Consider the following 15535-nt stretch of genomic DNA (forward strand, 5'->3'; position numbering starts at 1 on the left):
GTGGAGATCTGCAGGACCACGCCGCCGGTCGATCGCGAACTGGCGCCGCGCCAGCTTGTTGCCTGCCATCTCGCCGAAACTATCATTCCGCCTGTCCAGACGATCGTCGCTTCACATTGATGAGTACGCTTATGTCGCAACACCAGACCATCGACGAAAACCAGTATCTGGAGACCCTGCGCGGCCTCGTCGGAAAGGCATGGCCGAAGGGGCTCAACCGCGAGATTGCCTATCCGCACGGCGAGAAGCCGCTCACCGAATATCTGCGCATCTGGGCGCGGCTGCGGCCGGACAAGCCTGCGGTAATCTTCTATGGCGGGGTCACCACCTACGGCGAACTCGATCGCCAGAGCGACCTGTTTGCGACGCTGCTGGCCGGGATGGGGGTCAAGAAAGGCGACCGCGTCTCGGTGTTCATGCCAAACTGCCCGCAATTCCACGTCGCCTTCTTCGGCATCCTCAAGCTCGGCGCGGTACATTGCCCAGTCAGCCCGCTGTCGAAGGCCTACGAACTCGGCTACCAGGTTGGCGACTGCCAGTCCGAAACGATTGTCGCGCTGGACACGCTGATGCCAGTGGTGCGTGAGGTGCTGACCGAGACCAAGCTTCGCCGCCTCATCGTTACCAGCTTCGCGGATGCGATGCCTGCAGTACCAAGTCTTCCAGCGCCATCGGCTACTTTGTCGCCAAAGATCGCCTGCGCCGACGCCATCGATATGATGCCGGCGCTGTCAAAGATTGCGGCACCCTCGTTTCCCGAAGGCGCGTCGCTCGACGACTTCGCCGCGCTGAACTACACCGGCGGCACCACCGGCATGCCCAAGGGCTGCATCCACACCCAGCGCGACATGATCTATACCGTGGCGTCGAACACTTCGCTGGCGCCGCCGCCGGAGACCTCGATCTCGTTGAGTTTTTTTCCAGAATTCTGGATCGCAGGCGAGAATAGCTGCCTGATCTTTCCGGTGTTCAACGGTACCACGCTTGTGCTGTTGGCACGCTGGGATCCCGTGGCGGTGATGACCGCGATCCAGCTCTACAAGGTCACGGCCACGGCCATGCCGGTCGATGGCGCGCTGGAGATCATGGATCATCCGCGCTTCGCGGAATTCGACCTCAGCTCGCTGAACAACGTCCGCGTCGTGTCGTTCGTCAAGAAGCTTAACATGGACTATCGCCGCCGCTGGCAGGAACTTGTCGGCACGGTGCTGGCGGAATCCGCCTGGGGCATGACCGAGACCCATACCTCCGACAGCTTCACAACTGGCATGCAGGACGACGATTATGATCTGAAATCGCGGCCGACCTTCGTTGGCCTGCCGGTGTCCGGTACCGAATTCAAGATTTGCGATTTCGAGACTGGCGCGATTCTGCCACTCGGTTCCGAAGGCGAATTGTGCTGCCGCACGCCCTCTTTGCTGAAGGGCTACTGGAACAAGCCGGAAGCGACCGCCGAGACGTTGCGCAACGGCTGGCTGCATTCCGGTGATATCGGCCTGATCGATGAGGACGGCTATCTGCATTATCTCGGCCGCCGCAAGGAGATGATCAAGGTCAAGGGCATGAGCGTGTTTCCTGGCGAGGTGGAAGCTTTGCTTGGCCAGCATCCGGCCATTGTGGGTACTGGCGTGGTGCCGCGTCCGGATGAGGAACGCGGCCAGGTGCCGGTGGCCTTCGTGCTGCTGGTGCCCGGCGCCGACGTCACGCCGAAAGCCATCGAGGACTGGTGCCGCGAGCGCATGGCGGGATTCAAGGTGCCGGAAGTGCGAATTGTCGAAGCCCTGCCAATGACGGCGACGGGCAAGGTCAAGAAACAAGAGTTAGGTAAACTGCTCGATGCGTGACGTTCTCTTCAGCAAGCTGCTCATTGCCAACCGCGGCGAGATCGCCATCCGCATTGCGCGCGCCGCCTCCGATCTGGGTATCGCAACCGTTGCGGTATATTCCGCTGACGACGCCACCTCGCTGCATGTGCGCAAGGCCGGCGAGGCCCACGCGCTCGGCCGCGCCGGTGCGACGGCCTATCTGGATATCGAACGCATCATTGCTGTGGCCAAAGAGGCGGGCTGCGACGCCATCCATCCCGGCTACGGCTTTCTCAGCGAGAATGCCGGCCTCGCCCGCCGCGCGGCAAAGGAGGGCATCACCTTCATCGGCCCGTCGCCCGATGCACTGCAATTGTTTGGCGACAAGATTGCGGCGCGAACGCTGGCCGCACAGGTCGGCGTGCCCGTCATCGACGGCACGATCGGCGCCACCAGCCTCGAGGACGCCCAGGCGTTCTTCGCCAGGCTCAATGGCGGCGCCATGATGATCAAGGCGGTGTCCGGCGGCGGCGGACGCGGCATGCGCGCCGTGCGAACAGCCGGCGATGTGGCGGAGGCCTATGCGCGCTGTTGCTCCGAGGCAAAGGCGGCGTTCGGCGACGACACAGTCTATGTCGAGCGGCTCGTGGAGAATGCCCGCCATATCGAGGTGCAGATCGTTGGCGACAGCGCCGGCGCCGTGACGCATTTCGGCGAGCGAGAGTGCACCATCCAGCGCCGCAACCAGAAACTGATCGAGATCGCGCCAAGCCCGTCGTTATCACAGGGATTGCGCCAGCGCATTCTGGACGCCGCGCTGAAGCTCGCTGCGGCAGCCAAGTACGACAATCTCGGCACCTTCGAATTCCTGGTTGACGCCAGCGATTCCGGCGAAGGCGCATTTTTCGCGTTCATCGAAGCCAATCCGCGGCTGCAGGTCGAGCACACCGTGACCGAGGAAGTGATGGATGTCGATCTCGTCGTTACCCAGATCAGGATCGCGGCCGGCCGCACCCTCGACAGCCTTGGTTTCGGCAAGGCGCACGTCGCGGCACCGCGCGGTTACGCCATCCAGCTCCGCGTCAACATGGAGACCATGGATGCCGCCGGTGACACCCAGCCGAGTTCGGGCACGCTGACGTCGTTCGACATGCCGTCCGGGCCCGGCGTCCGCGTCGATACGTTCGGCTATACCGGCTATCGCACCAGCACCTCGTTCGATTCGCTGCTGGCCAAGTTGATCGTGCATTCTGCATCTGCCGATTTCGCGGACGCCGTGACCAAGGCCTACCGCGCCACTTGCGAGACCCGTATCGATGGCGTCGCCACCAACCTGCCGTTCCTGCAGGCACTGCTGACCCATTCGGACTTTGCCGCCAACTGCGTCAACACCCGCTTCATCGAAAGCAATATAGCGGCGCTGTTTGCCAGCGCCGGCACCGCGCATCCGCATCTGTTCTTCGAGCCGGCGGCGACGTCCGCGGCGTCCTCATCTGCCGGCGGCCGGCAGGCGGCCCCCGCCGGCACCATTGCCGTCAACGTGCCCTTGCAAGGCACCGTGGTGGTCGTCGCCGTCAGTGACGGCGATACGGTGCGTCCCGGGCAGCAGATCGCCGTTGTCGAGGCGATGAAGATGGAGCACCTGATCAACGCGACCCAGGGCGGCATCGTCCGCCTGGTCGCGGCGACGGTCGGCGATACCTTGTATAAAGACGATCCGATCCTGTTCATCGAGCCCTCCGACGTCGCCGGCGAGGCGGAGACCATCGACGCGGCAGTCGATCTCGACCAGGTCCGGCCGGATCTGGCCGAAATGCTGGCTCGGCAGGCCTTTACGCTGGACGAAAACCGGCCCGATGCCATCGCGCGGCGCCGCAAGACCAGCCACCGCACCACCCGCGAAAACATCGCGGCGTTGGTCGATGAAGGCAGCTTCATCGAGTACGGCTCGCTGGCCATCGCCGCGCAGCGCGCGCGGCGCAGCCTCGACGACCTCATCAAGAACACGCCGGCCGACGGCCTTGTCGCCGGGCTCGCCACCGTCAACGGCGACCACTACGCAGCAGACAAATCGCGCTGCATGGTGGTGGCTTATGACTACACCGTGCTGGCCGGCACCCAAGGCCAGCGCAATCACAAGAAGCAGGACCGCATGTTCAAGCTTGCGGAAGAGCTGCGCATGCCCGTCGTGCTGTTCGCCGAAGGCGGCGGCGGCCGGCCGGGCGACACCGAGCGGCTGGGCGTCACCGGGCTGGACGTGCCGACCTTCGGCGCCTTTGCCCGGCTGAGCGGCCTGGTGCCGCTGATCGGCGTTGTGTCCGGCCGCTGCTTCGCCGGCAACGCCGCTTTGCTGGGCTGCTGTGACGTGATCATCGCCACCCGCGACACCTCGCTCGGCATGGGCGGCCCAGCGATGATTGAGGGCGGCGGCCTTGGTGTCTACAAGCCGGAAGAGGTTGGCCCCTCCAACGTGCAGTCGCTTAACGGCGTAATCGACGTGCTGGTCGAAGACGAGGTCGAGGCGGTTGCCGCGGCGAAAAAATATCTCTCCTATTTCCAGGGCCCGATCAAGACCTGGAGCGCGCCGGATCAACGGCTGCTGCGCCGGGCGATTCCCGAGAACCGCCTCCGTGTCTATGACATCCGGACGGTGATCGAGACCCTCGCTGACCTCGAGTCCGTGCTGGAGCTGCGCCCGGATTTCGGCATCGGCATCGTCACCGCCTTCGTGCGAATCGATGGCCAACCCTACGGTCTGCTGGCCAACAATCCAAAGCATCTCGGCGGCGCCATCGACGCCGACGCCGGCGACAAGGCGGCGCGGTTCGTCGCTCTGTGTGACGCCTACGACATCCCCATCGTCTCGCTGTGCGACACGCCCGGTTTCATGGTTGGGCCCGAAGCGGAGAAGACCGGCCTAGTGCGCCACGTCTCGCGCATGTTCGTCACCGCGGCCAGCATCACCGTGCCGTATTTCACCATCGTGCTGCGCAAGGGCTACGGCCTCGGCGCCCAGGCCATGGCTGGCGGCGGCTTTCACGCCCAGGATTTTACGATTTCGTGGCCGACCGGTGAATTCGGCGGCATGGGTTTCGAAGGCGCGGTGCGCCTCGGCTTCCGCAAGGAAATGGAGGCGATCTCCGATCCCGTAAAGCGCGACGACTTCTTCAAGATGATGGTCGCGAAGTTCTACGAAGGCGGCAAGGCCATCAACATCGCCTCGGTGTTGGAGATCGACCAGGTGATCGACCCTGCCGACACCCGCCACTGGATCACCAGCGGCCTGCGCTCAGCGCCGCCGGCTCCGCATCGTTCCGGCAGGAAGCGGCCATGTGTTGATACCTGGTAAACCAGGGTCCGCCCTCCGCACGGTCCCTTCGGGCATACCAATCTATTGGAAATCGGCATCGCTTCTCCTTAGAAGCGGATCGCGTCTGACCGCTTCTGGCGCAAAGGGATCTCTGCAGATTAGGGCCCCGATTCGCTTGGGGCTTGCAGTGACTTTGAAGGGTTCTCCGCAGGGGGTCGGCCCAGCGTCCCCGCGACGTGTCCCATCGCCGTCGCATTCCGGACGAATGCTGCCTCATAGCAGCGAGACGCCGTTTACTCTGACGGCGCTGATGCCATTCGTCGGCGAATTCGAAGAGGATGAAAGTCAAAGAGATGCTGACTAGCACTTCGAGCATGGCAGTTCTCCCACCTACTTTACTGCAGGTGTGAACACGCGTTAGTCAACCGTAAGGCCGCACGGTCGGCAAGCGCTCTGGCAACCCGTGGGCGATGGATTTTTAAGCAACTCAGGGATGGCGTGCGCATGATGTAGGAGTTCTGGAAGGGCTCCATCTTGACCGCCGGCCCCGGCCTCGAGCTTGACTTCTTGATAGGTTGAACAACGCCTTGGACGACAAGGGCATGCGCCAACCGAGCGATCGGGGGGAGTTCACCGCCGTAGGCGTTGCGCTCGATCAGCACCGGATAGTCGGAGAAGATGCTCGGCATGGACGGCGCGTTGCTCGCGCTGTCCTTGGTGACGGCAAGGCCGGCGTCGGCCAAACCGAAGAGCTTCATCGACGACCTGAACTTCATCTCGTCCGGAGAGCCGAGGATCGTGCGGGCGGCCCCTGCGACGTTCGGCATCGCCCGCGTGCACTAGGCAAGCCGCGTATCGAGGAGGGGATGGGCGAGATAAGCGACCACCTCGTCCATCGAGCGGATGGCGAAATGTTGCGCCATCACACTGTGGCCCAGTCCCTCGACTTGAGGGAAGATGAACCACATCCAGTGCGTCCGCTTGGTGCCTGCCTTCAACTCGGCGAGGGCGGTCGCGTAGACAGGCTGCTGGGCCGACACGAAGCGCTGCAGGTCGAAACTATCGGAATATTGCGACATGACGGGTACCGAAACGGGTGTCAGAAGTGATAGCATTCGACGCCGAACCCGCTACGCCGAGCGGTCGAGGCCGTGAGCGCCGCTCCGTCGCCGGCACCGTCCGCATGCGACGGGCAGCGACCCCCTTCGGCGAACGGGTGCGCGGTAATGGCATCGCTTCGGCCGAAGGCTCGACGGTGGCATAGATTGAAGCCAATTGCACGGCTTCTGCTGGATGCTCGGCGGTCCCGGATTGTTCGAGACTTTTTAGTACCACGTCTAGTGCACGTCACGTTAGGGACTGCGCCACCCCTCAATGCTTCGAGGTCATTTCGCGCAAAGGTTGATGATCTGGAGAATCGCTATCTTAACCAAACGCGCCGTGCTTGTGTCGGCTCGCTCATTTTAAGCAAAGGGCAAATGCCTTCGTGCAATTCCGCTTCCCGGAATCTTGCGGCTGCGGACCACGCTGCGCCTTAAAACATTTGAAAATGTTACTCTGATAGTTTGCCTCCCGGGTCATGCCGAGCGGTGCTGACATCGCCGGCGAGGGGGGAAATACGTTGTGAAATTTGATAATATCCGCATCACGTCCAAGCTTGTCATCCTGGTCGCCGTCACGATGATCGGCCTTTGTGCCGCCGGCATGCTGGCGGCCTACTTGGTCAAGAGTGAAATGCTTTCGGCGCGCACCGAACAGCTCAAGTCGATTGTCGAAATCGGCACCAACGTGGCTGCCAGCCTGCAGAAAGACGTCGCAGCCGGAAAGCTCAGCAAGGACGCGGCGACTGCCGAACTGGTGCGCCGGATCGAGCCAATGAACTATGACAACGGCAACTACCTGTTCATCTACACGATGGACGGCATCGTGGTTCATCTCCCGGGCTTCAAACCCGGCGCCGATCGTCTCAACACCCTGGTCAACGGCGTTCCCGTGACGCGCGAGTTTCGCGACGGCGTTGCCGCCAAGGGCTGGCATATCCTGACCTATGAATTCGCCAAGCCCAATGCGCAGCTTCTGTCGCGTAAGATGGGCTACGCAGCGGCGCTACCCGGCTGGAATATGTTCATCGCCACCGGCGCTTATCTGGACGACCTGGATGAACATCTGAAGCCGATCATCTGGGCGCTTGGCTTTGCCATGCTCGCCATCGCCACCGTCGCCGGCATCATCGCCTGGCTGATCGGGCGCAGCATCACCCGGCCGCTCGGCCGGCTCGGCGCCCGCATGAAGTCGCTGGCCGACGGCGAGCTAGAAGAAGACATTCCGGGCGTCGGTCGCAAGGACGAGGTCGGCGCCATGGCATCGACGGTGCAGGTGTTCAAGGACAACGCACTGCGCATCCGCGGCCTCGAGCAGGTCGAAGCCGACGCGCAGGGTCGCATCGCGGCCGAGCGGCGCTCCGCGATGGAGGGCATCGCGAGCGACTTCGAGCGCAGCGTCAACGGTATCGTCCGGTCGGTCTCGACCGCCGCGGCGGGCATGCAGAGCACGGCGCAGTTGATGGCGACGACCGCGAGCGACGCCAGTTTGCGCGCCGCCACGGTGGGCGCTGCGTCCGGCCGCGCCTCCGACGACGTCAGCATGGTCGCCGCGGCAGCGGAAGAACTGTCCGCCTCGGTGGCCGAGGTCTTGCGGCAGGTGACGCAGTCGAGCGAAATCGCGAGCAAGGCGGTCGGCGATGCGGAGCGCACCAATGCCACGGTGAAATTGCTGTCGAGCGGGGCGGAGAAAATCGGTGAGGTGGTGCAGTTGATCCACAGCATCGCCTCGCAGACCAATCTGCTGGCGCTGAACGCCACCATCGAGGCGGCGCGCGCCGGTGAATCCGGCCGCGGCTTCGCAGTGGTGGCCTCCGAAGTGAAGGCGCTGGCGAGCCAGACCGCCAAGGCTACTGAGGAAATCTCCGCCCAGGTGTCGGCCATGCAGGCTTCCACCAGCGACGCGGTCGTCTCGATCGGCGCTATCACGACCACCATCGCGCAGATGAGCCAGATCACCAACAGCATCTCCGCGGCCGTGGAAGAGCAGGGCGAAGCGACGCGGGAAATCGCCAGCAGCATCCAGTCGGTGGCGGCGGGCTCCAGCGAAGTCAGCGACCACATCGGCGGCGTCAGCGCCGCGGCGGAAGCCACCGGCGCGGCGGCCTCGCAGGTGCTCACGAATGCCCGCGAACTGGACAACCAGTCCGGCATGCTGAGCGCCGCGGTCAACGACTTTCTCAGCAAGGTCCGCGCGGCGTAGCGCTCCAGGTTCCCTCCCCCGCGCGCGCAGCGAAGCTTGGCGCGCGGGAGAGGATCACGCGCGACAGCGCGGCTAGGGCCGTAATAGGTCAAGGGTCATTGTTACACGTCTCGAAGTTTCGGAGGGCGCGATCAGCCTTCAAGGTCGGGCACTGGACAGATAATCGTCGGCATCTCGGGACCGTCGTGCATGTGCTCGCCCAAGGCCGCGTCTAGGTCGTGCATGTCGAAGACGACGCCGCACACCGGGCATTCCATCAGGTGATCCCCGTTGATACCGTCGTCCGGCTTCCCGAGCGGGCGGCCTGCCAACAGAAGTTCGTCGATAAACTGCTGCTGTGCAATTGTTAGAGGCATAAAAGTCTCGTCTTTAATACCTTTCCCGGCAGTTGCTGCCAAGAGCCGCGCCCTAGCAGAAAGCTCGCCGACCGTCAGTTGGACCGAAGCGCCCGTATGAAGAGATTCAAGGCCGCTGCAAGCCCCACGCCGGATATCGCGCCGATAGATTTTACGATTGCGTCTGGTACTTGGCCGTGCCGGGTCGGCGCGATCAGCTGCAAGGCCTCGAGAATAATGGCAATCGCCACCACGGATGCGGTAACCCTCCCGAGACGCCGAGGATACAATAAACCAGCCAACATTCCGAGCAACGCAAACGCGGCGAACCGCTCAGGGCTGACAGCACCGGTCTCGGGGCGGAGATCGATAGGGGCCAGGGTCGCAAAGACGATTATGGCGAACACTATGACGGTCGCCGTCCAAGTCAATTTTCTGATCATTGCTAAGCGTACCCTGATCGTCTGATCATTCGCGCGCGATCCAAGGGCCCGTCAGCACGTCAAGGCGCCGAAGATAAAGGATCACGAACAGGGCCGCGAGAGAGAGCGCAACGGCAATCAAGGTGAGCCAAATCATCTCCTTCCTCCGGTGATCATCTTCATACCGTTCCGTTTGATTGATGCTACCTCAAGCCTCGCGATCTCATTCCTTAGTCGCTGCAACTCCGCATACTGGCGCTCCAGCTCGTCAAGCCGACAGCTAGCTGGCGGGCATGGTGTTTGGATCTTGTTGCTCAAGTGCAGCAGAATTGCGCGCGCACTCCAAATCGAGCAACTGAAACCGTTTGTTAACCTAAGCAGGGATGGTTATCGCCATCGTGCTCTTGATGAGAGACCGCGGGGGCGCCGACTAGCCGTGTATGGCCTTCATGGCCATCAGAATGCCTGCGGTGGTGATCCTTATGGCGACCATGACGCTTAGGCCGGTCAATATCTTTCTCATAGGGTCCATATTTCACCAGCATGATGAAGAGAGTGGGGCCGTCGGCCCGCGGTAAAACCCGACGGCCCCGTGCGCGCAATTGAAATTGTGGTCGTCGGTCGCCCGGTCGGCCAGCCCTGCGTGCATCTAAATTCAAATCTATGACCGCCTTTTTCGGAAGAACAATCTGGGTTCCGCTGAGCGGAACGCTCTTTGGTGTTGCGTCGCCGAAACAGTGTCCAAAACCGCAATTCAACCGCTGAGCAGCTTCAGCTCGCCTTGCGGATCATGTCGGGGAGTCGCCTAACCGGGAAGCTCTCATGGAGTCCACGTTCGACGCGCCCTGCGCCTGCGATGATTACGACGAGGGCCGCCGCAAGCTAGCCCGCCGCAATATAACCTTTTGGCTAGCGATGGGATTGCTTATCGGCGTTCCAATCGTGGCTTCTATAATCCGATGAAGGCTAGCCGGACGGAGCATCTCCGCTGGAGTCAGGAAACATGCCGGAGCCTGGCGTTTTTTCAGGGTCGGTGAGTTTCGGATCGTTGGTTGGCTGCTGTGCGGCGTCGTTTTTCTGCCGCTCTTTCGCATCCGTCCCGGGGATTTCGGCATCGTTCTTTTTCTGCATGACCAATCCTTCCAATCATCTGTTCGCGGAAAATGCCCGGGCAGGGTGATCGTTCCCAATCCGCCGCGCGACGGCATCGCGCATATCCTGAAAATCAAAGGTGAACTATGACTGACCCGCCGCGGCAGGAGGGCAGGGATACGACGAGGCCGTGGCCGATGGCCTGAAGCTGATGACCCAGCAGCTTGCCGAGATCGACGGTTCTGTGGAAGAGGCCCGGCAGAAGCAGGCGGCAACGCCGGGCGACGCCGGCCGCGACACCCAATTCCGGAGAGACTGATGCGCTGGATTCATGACCATTGCCATAGCCGGGGCGAGCCGGCCAGTGGCGCGACCATTATCTGCCGGCCGACCTTCGACGGCTTCATGGAATTTGCTGCGAGACGAAAGAGCCGCCGGTGAACACCGCGTCGTTCTGCGACGTGATGAACCACCGGCAGGGCGGGCCGCTGCGCTGGTCGAAGAACGATACGGACGAAACCAAGAATCGGGCAGACCTCATCAACGCCGCCGGCAAGCGCGCGTGTGGCTGGGTCAAGAAGTAGGTGGATGAATGTCGGATGCATTGGCGTGGGCGGCCGTCGGGGCGGGCATTGGCCTCGTCGCCTGTTCTAGGGCTTCGCGACCTTCTAGATGAACATGCAGCGCCAGATCACTGAAGCTAAAACCGAGGCTAGCGCCGCCGGTCTGCGCGGCGTCCAGGCCAATCTGAAGATCGATGGCATCCAGAACGAGCTCTCTCTATGTCGAAAAGGAGTTCGTCAATCACGCCGATCTCGCGCAGCTTTCGATCCGCCACGAAGCGCAGTTCGATGATCTACGCGAGGATCTGAAAGGCATTACACAACGGCTAGACCGCCTTCTGGACAGCCGGAAACCCACCTGAACTTCCACCAAATAGTGAGGCCGCCTTTGATCCCGAAAAGGGAAGGCGGCCCCGTGCGCACATTCAAATTGCGACCGGACGCAAGAACTAGATCGGTCGCCGTGCGGCGCTTTCGAGGCTAGTCGTCGCGCGCACGCGTGCAACGGAACTCGTTTCTTAACCTCACCAATCAACCTTACCGAGGAATCTGCATGATCCGCTTTCTTGCGTCAGCTTTGCTGTGCGCTCTTTTCACAATGCCTGCCGAAGCCCGCCCGCGTCACCGCGGGGCACCGCAGTTCGCGCCTGAGTGCTTCACCATCATGCCGTGCGAGGGCGCGGTGCGGCCGTCTGGCGGCTTCCTGGACGGCATCAGGTCAATCCGGGTGAAGATGACGCGGGATCGGCTCGTGGCGACGCCGGCGGGCATCCTGGAACTGATGGCGACTGAGTCAGACCGCGTGGCTCGCCCGGGCCGCTACGTCGCCGGCCGGCTGATCTGCGCCGTCAACGTCGGATCGGCGTTGGCAGAACGGGGCATTAAGGGGACCGGGAGCGCGCTGGCGCTGTCGTATCTGCGACGGGGGCAGGAGTCGGGTCCAGTGCCGGGCGCCGTGGCGGTGTTGTCGCGCCGTGGTGGCGGTCACGTTGCGATCGTGTCGCGCGTCGCAGCCGGCCAGGTCTACGTCTGGAATCCCTCGCCTCGAGGCCGCGGTTGGAAGGAGGTTGCGTATCGGCACCGTGCCATCAGCTATCGCGTGCCGGGCTGAACAATTCGGGGCTTCGGCCCCGTCCACAGGCCGATGGCGACTTGTTGTCTCTGGCGCCTCATTGACTTGGCCGCGTCACCTTTCCGGCGGCGCGGCTTTTTTCGTTTGGCGGAACCACTTCGGATTATTGCCGTTGCGACTGAGCACTGCGTCCCTGCCGACGCGGGGCGGGGAGAGCCCCTAAAGGCCCACAGCCGCCGCTGTGGAAGCGGGGCTCTCCTCTGTTTCGACTTCAAGCCGATCGACGGCTCAACAACGTCGTCCCTATCCAGCACGGCGAGCAATTCATTGATGGTTTTTTCGTCGCGCGGGCCGGGCTGAATGTAGTCCGAGGATGAGTTGCGCCTCGCGCAATGCCATCACGGCCACTTCTTGATCAGATAAATTCATCGTTCCCTCACCAGTTTGCCGACGGGAGCTTTATCGATGTAACGGTAGACCGGCGTGCCCTTCGGATAGAGTGCTTGCATTATCCTGAGGCGCGTGAACTCGATCGGGCCGTCGTGCTCGGCAGCTTGGTTCAGGCCGTGCATCGCAGTTTGCCAGGCTGCGCTGTCATGCTCGTTCTTGGGCAATCTTGTGACGTAGTCGCCGGCGTCGCGCAACGTGACTAACGGCTCGCCATCGGGGGACGAGCAGCGGCACCGGAAACTGACGGTACCATCCGGACTTTGACATCTCACGCGAGCCTCAATGCCAGTTGCCGGTCTCGACCGGCGTGTCGGGTTACGAAATCCTCAATGGTCGAAGGCACGTCTTCATAGGCGATATCTGCGCGACGCCGGATCTCACGCGCGATATCCTCACTGACGTCGCTTGCCCACCTTTCCGCAGTGTTGAAGGCGACGATCCGGTTGGGATTTTCGTCGGTGATGACGGATTCTAAATCGGTGCGATCGAGGTTTGTTTCGTGGAAGGAAAGACCCTCGCGTCCGAAATCGTCGATCACCAGATAAATCGTCTGGTCGTGGTCGTTCGGAACGATCGAGGGCGTCCAGCTAGAGCGGCGCATGGCCTATCTCCCTCAAGGTGGCGACACGGGAGGCCTCCCGTTGGCAGTCGATGGCCAGATTGTAGGCGCTTCTCATATGCCCGATGATGATCGGGTCATCGGTCGGCTGGGATTGAATCAGGGCCGCTCCGAGATGCGCTATGATCTCAAGAAGGGGATCGATCGCATATTCGGGCACAATGGATGGGCTTCTGTCGGTCATGACTAGCTCGCCCTTCGGGTTCGTGCTGGGGAGCGGGCGGGCTTGGTCGTCTTGGGTTCGTCTCTCGGAGCAGCTTTCTTGCCGGCGATGGGTAGCAGCATTTCGCGCTGGCCGGTCGCCTTGGCCGGCTTCTTATTCTTTGCAGGTGCTGTCTTCGCAGCGCCGCCCTTTAGGCTCTGCTGGAGCGCAGTCATCAGATCGACAACGTTGGTGCCAGGCCGCGGGCTCGCCTTTGCCTTGCCAAGTGTGCCGTTGCGCTTGCTGTTCACGAGGTCAACAAGAGCGGCCTCATAGCGGTCTTCGAACTTGCCGGGCTCGAACTCGCCCGACTTTTGCTCAACGATGTGTCGCGCCAGATCCAGCATGTCCTTCGTGACTTTGACGTCCTGGATGTCGTCAAAATAGTCTTCCTCGCTGCGAACTTCGTAGGGATAGCGCAAGAGCGTGCCCATCAACCCGTTCTTGAGCGGCTCCAGTGCGATGATGTGCTCTCGGCTGGTCAGCACCAGGCGACCGATTGCCACCATGTTCATGCTGCGGATGGTCTCACGTATGACTGCATAGGCGTCGTGGCCGACCTTGCCGTCGGGGACGAGGTAATAGGGTCGGATTGCGTATCGAGGATCGATGTCCGCCTTGGGTATGTCTTCGCTGAGCACCTCGTCGCCGGTATCGGCGTCCACCTTCACATACTTGATGCGATGGCCCGTGTTACGGTTGATCTGATTGAAACTGATCTTCTCAGAATCGGACGTCGCCGGAAAAAGCGCACCCGGACAGGTCACGAGCGAAAGACGTAAAAAGCCCTTCCAATTGGCGCGCGGGGCCATGGGCAATACTCCACACAACGAACACTACTGAACTGGCGACTCAAGCCGGTTCCTGTTGATTCGTTCCGGCGTCAGGTCGCTTCGGCGTCTCGCCACTTTCGACGGAATGCGTGGATGGTCGGGAAGGGATGCCCGATCTTTCGCGCCTGTATACGAACGCTGGTGATGGTGCGCCCGAAGGCTGCCGCGGCGCGCACGGGCGTCGCACCGCTGGCGACTATTCCTTTAAGACGTTCGTTCTCTTCGGCGGTCCAGCTTTTATTCCTCAGGCTCTTGTGCACGGCGTTCACGCCGGTGGCTTGAGGTTGCGTGTCAGCGCTGACATGGAGGGCGAGCCCAACGGGTCGGCGACAATTTTCGTAGTGATGAAATTGCACCTTTGGCACTCGAACGTGCGTTTCTCGGTACCGTCCCGGCGGGGCTCCCGGTGGGCCAGAGCCATCCGGGTATTGCAGCGCATGCAACGGGGATGCTCGATGGCTGCGAGCGGCCAGAGGGAAGGGATGCGGTCCGACATGGGGCTCACCATTCGATCAAGAACGGCAAATTCTACGCCCGGATTTAAGGTGCTGTCGGCACGGAACCCGACGGAAGAGTAGCCCCCAGTGCGAGTACCACGAAGCCGCCGCTATCATGCATGGCGAGCGCGCCGTCGGCGATGGCCCGATCCCGACCGGCTGAGTATTCCGCCACGTTGCCACCCGCCTTACGGAAAGCGTCGTTCCAAGCGCCGACAGACACCCGGCCCCTGGCATCGATGATCCCGGCTGCGATTTCAAGAAGCTTGCGCGCCGCGGCCTCCGGGCTGGAGAACGGGCGAGGCTCGACGAATTTGGAAGAGAGGGTCACGGCGCCGTTCGATCTGATTCCGGCCGACGGCGTCAAGCCCATAGGTCTCGGCTCGGGTACTGGCCGAACTGGCCCTTCCTAATTGCAGATTAGGCCACTCTTTTAACCTGGGTTAGGATCGCCTTGGCGGTCTCCGATTCCGGGTCGGGGCCAGATTGAAGCATGCCATCAGGGCGCACGAATAGCTCGGTAAGCGGATCGACCTCCAGCCGGTCGAACAGGGCTTTTAGCTCGGGCCTTAGACCGTCACCACAGAGGGCGGCGATAGAGTGAAATTTCCGCATTTCGTGCTCCTATGCTGCTTTGAGGCATCGTAGGAGCTTGGCCGGGCAAACCACCCGATTGCCGAGTAGGGCTCTTAGATTTCGAGGTAGGCCATCGACGTTGGCTGTTTTGTCCAGAGATGTGCTCTGTTTTGCTCGCTGCGGTGCAAAGCAAGAACACACGGACTTTTTGCTGAGCAGAAAGTCTGGCACAGGGTGGCAGGTCAGATCGGAGCGGAAGAGCATTATCCTGCTTCCCGCCGCGCGCAACGATCACCAGTGCGTCGTCCGGCAACGGCCGCTGCAGGGTAACGGCTTCAGCCCACGGCGCCCGCATCCAGGCGTCGCATTCCTCGGGCGTCGTCAGGATCACCGGCATCGCCTTGGGGTGGATCGGTCCCGCAATGCCGTTCGGCTCTGTGGTGAGGAAGCCGTAGA

The 15535-nt window shown here is 62.0% G+C and carries 16 protein-coding genes and 2 pseudogenes; 7 read left to right on the forward strand and 11 right to left on the reverse strand.

What is annotated here, in order from left to right; genetic code table 11:
* Positions 1-131 precede the first annotated feature (131 nt).
* Together JWR89_RS23005 and JWR89_RS23010 are read left to right on the forward strand one after the other, a co-directional pair.
* Positions 132-1844: an AMP-binding protein gene (locus JWR89_RS23005; RefSeq protein ID WP_299720441.1), complete on the forward strand. Its 1713-nt coding sequence runs from the start codon at positions 132-134 to the stop codon at positions 1842-1844.
* The gene (locus JWR89_RS23010) at positions 1837-5154 is read left to right on the forward strand and encodes a carboxyl transferase domain-containing protein (RefSeq protein ID WP_299720442.1); all 3318 of its coding nucleotides are present in this window, start codon (positions 1837-1839) and stop codon (positions 5152-5154) included. Before JWR89_RS23005 ends, JWR89_RS23010 begins: the two co-directional genes overlap by 8 nt.
* A gap of 695 nt (positions 5155-5849) precedes the next feature.
* Here the strand turns inward: JWR89_RS23010 and JWR89_RS23015 are convergent.
* Positions 5850-6194: pseudogene (locus JWR89_RS23015) on the reverse strand (DUF1810 domain-containing protein); the annotation flags it as partial.
* Positions 6195-6738: 544 nt separating this feature from the next.
* Between JWR89_RS23015 and JWR89_RS23020 the strand changes: the two are divergent.
* On the forward strand, positions 6739-8418 hold the full coding sequence (locus tag JWR89_RS23020) for a methyl-accepting chemotaxis protein (protein WP_299720444.1): 1680 nt from the start codon (positions 6739-6741) through the stop codon (positions 8416-8418).
* A gap of 131 nt (positions 8419-8549) precedes the next feature.
* Here JWR89_RS23020 and JWR89_RS23025 read toward each other — a convergent pair whose 3' ends face one another.
* The 3 genes from JWR89_RS23025 to JWR89_RS23035 form a co-directional block, all read right to left on the reverse strand.
* Positions 8550-8816: a hypothetical protein gene (locus JWR89_RS23025; protein ID WP_299720446.1), complete on the reverse strand. Its 267-nt coding sequence runs from the start codon at positions 8814-8816 to the stop codon at positions 8550-8552.
* Between the two features lie 32 nt (positions 8817-8848).
* Positions 8849-9196 carry a VanZ family protein gene (locus JWR89_RS23030; protein WP_299720448.1) on the reverse strand — a complete coding sequence of 116 codons (348 nt, stop codon included), beginning with the start codon at positions 9194-9196 and terminating at the stop codon, positions 8849-8851.
* A 945-nt stretch (positions 9197-10141) separates the two neighbouring features.
* Positions 10142-10306, reverse strand: a complete 165-nt coding sequence (locus JWR89_RS23035) for a hypothetical protein (RefSeq protein ID WP_299720450.1) — start codon at positions 10304-10306, stop codon at positions 10142-10144.
* 151 nt (positions 10307-10457) lie between these two features.
* Between JWR89_RS23035 and JWR89_RS23040 the strand changes: the two genes are divergently transcribed.
* From JWR89_RS23040 to JWR89_RS23055, 4 genes are all read left to right on the forward strand, one after another.
* On the forward strand, positions 10458-10586 hold the full coding sequence (locus JWR89_RS23040; protein ID WP_299720452.1) for a hypothetical protein: 129 nt from the start codon (positions 10458-10460) through the stop codon (positions 10584-10586).
* 118 nt (positions 10587-10704) lie between these two features.
* The gene (locus JWR89_RS23045) at positions 10705-10851 is read left to right on the forward strand and encodes a hypothetical protein (protein WP_299720454.1); all 147 of its coding nucleotides are present in this window, start codon (positions 10705-10707) and stop codon (positions 10849-10851) included.
* Positions 10852-11024: 173 nt separating this feature from the next.
* Entirely contained in the window at positions 11025-11192 is a 168-nt protein-coding gene (locus JWR89_RS23050) for a hypothetical protein (protein ID WP_299720456.1), read from the forward strand.
* 191 nt (positions 11193-11383) lie between these two features.
* Positions 11384-11941: a hypothetical protein gene (locus JWR89_RS23055; RefSeq protein WP_299720458.1), complete on the forward strand. Its 558-nt coding sequence runs from the start codon at positions 11384-11386 to the stop codon at positions 11939-11941.
* 386 nt (positions 11942-12327) lie between these two features.
* Here JWR89_RS23055 and JWR89_RS23060 read toward each other — a convergent pair whose 3' ends face one another.
* The 7 genes and pseudogenes from JWR89_RS23060 to JWR89_RS23090 form a co-directional block, all read right to left on the reverse strand.
* On the reverse strand, positions 12328-12546 hold the full coding sequence (locus JWR89_RS23060; protein WP_299720460.1) for a hypothetical protein: 219 nt from the start codon (positions 12544-12546) through the stop codon (positions 12328-12330).
* A gap of 74 nt (positions 12547-12620) precedes the next feature.
* Positions 12621-12953 carry a hypothetical protein gene (locus JWR89_RS23065; protein ID WP_299720462.1) on the reverse strand — a complete coding sequence of 111 codons (333 nt, stop codon included), beginning with the start codon at positions 12951-12953 and terminating at the stop codon, positions 12621-12623.
* A complete protein-coding gene (locus JWR89_RS23070; RefSeq protein ID WP_299720464.1) occupies positions 12940-13155 on the reverse strand; it encodes a hypothetical protein in 216 nt (71 codons plus the stop codon). Before JWR89_RS23070 ends, JWR89_RS23065 begins: the two co-directional genes overlap by 14 nt.
* Before the next feature lie 2 nt (positions 13156-13157).
* Positions 13158-13985 (reverse strand): Ku protein, encoded by an 828-nt coding sequence (locus JWR89_RS23075; protein ID WP_299720466.1) that lies wholly within the window; start codon positions 13983-13985, stop codon positions 13158-13160.
* Between the two features lie 71 nt (positions 13986-14056).
* The gene (locus JWR89_RS23080) at positions 14057-14275 is read right to left on the reverse strand and encodes a hypothetical protein (protein ID WP_299720468.1); all 219 of its coding nucleotides are present in this window, start codon (positions 14273-14275) and stop codon (positions 14057-14059) included.
* Between the two features lie 271 nt (positions 14276-14546).
* Positions 14547-14834, reverse strand: coding sequence for a hypothetical protein (locus tag JWR89_RS23085; RefSeq protein WP_299720469.1), 288 nt, complete (start codon positions 14832-14834; stop codon positions 14547-14549).
* A gap of 246 nt (positions 14835-15080) precedes the next feature.
* Positions 15081-15535, reverse strand: a pseudogene (locus JWR89_RS23090) (hypothetical protein); the annotation flags it as partial.

This window comes from Tardiphaga sp., from assembly GCF_028290785.1.
In the GTDB taxonomy this organism is placed as follows: domain Bacteria; phylum Pseudomonadota; class Alphaproteobacteria; order Rhizobiales; family Xanthobacteraceae; genus Tardiphaga.

What these genes read in the sequence shown, in the direction of transcription:
- JWR89_RS23010 (WP_299720442.1), top strand. Translation starts at nt 1,837, where the DNA reads ATGCGTGACGTTCTCTTCAGCAAGCTGCTCATTGCCAACCGCGGCGAG.
- JWR89_RS23005 (WP_299720441.1), top strand. Translation starts at nt 132, where the DNA reads ATGTCGCAACACCAGACCATCGACGAAAACCAGTATCTGGAGACCCTG.
- JWR89_RS23055 (WP_299720458.1), top strand. Translation starts at nt 11,384, where the DNA reads ATGATCCGCTTTCTTGCGTCAGCTTTGCTGTGCGCTCTTTTCACAATG.
- JWR89_RS23030 (WP_299720448.1), bottom strand. Translation starts at nt 9,196, where the DNA reads ATGATCAGAAAATTGACTTGGACGGCGACCGTCATAGTGTTCGCCATA.
- JWR89_RS23050 (WP_299720456.1), top strand. Translation starts at nt 11,025, where the DNA reads ATGGCATCCAGAACGAGCTCTCTCTATGTCGAAAAGGAGTTCGTCAAT.
- JWR89_RS23070 (WP_299720464.1), bottom strand. Translation starts at nt 13,155, where the DNA reads ATGACCGACAGAAGCCCATCCATTGTGCCCGAATATGCGATCGATCCC.
- JWR89_RS23065 (WP_299720462.1), bottom strand. Translation starts at nt 12,953, where the DNA reads ATGCGCCGCTCTAGCTGGACGCCCTCGATCGTTCCGAACGACCACGAC.
- JWR89_RS23075 (WP_299720466.1), bottom strand. Translation starts at nt 13,985, where the DNA reads ATGGCCCCGCGCGCCAATTGGAAGGGCTTTTTACGTCTTTCGCTCGTG.
- JWR89_RS23035 (WP_299720450.1), bottom strand. Translation starts at nt 10,306, where the DNA reads ATGCAGAAAAAGAACGATGCCGAAATCCCCGGGACGGATGCGAAAGAG.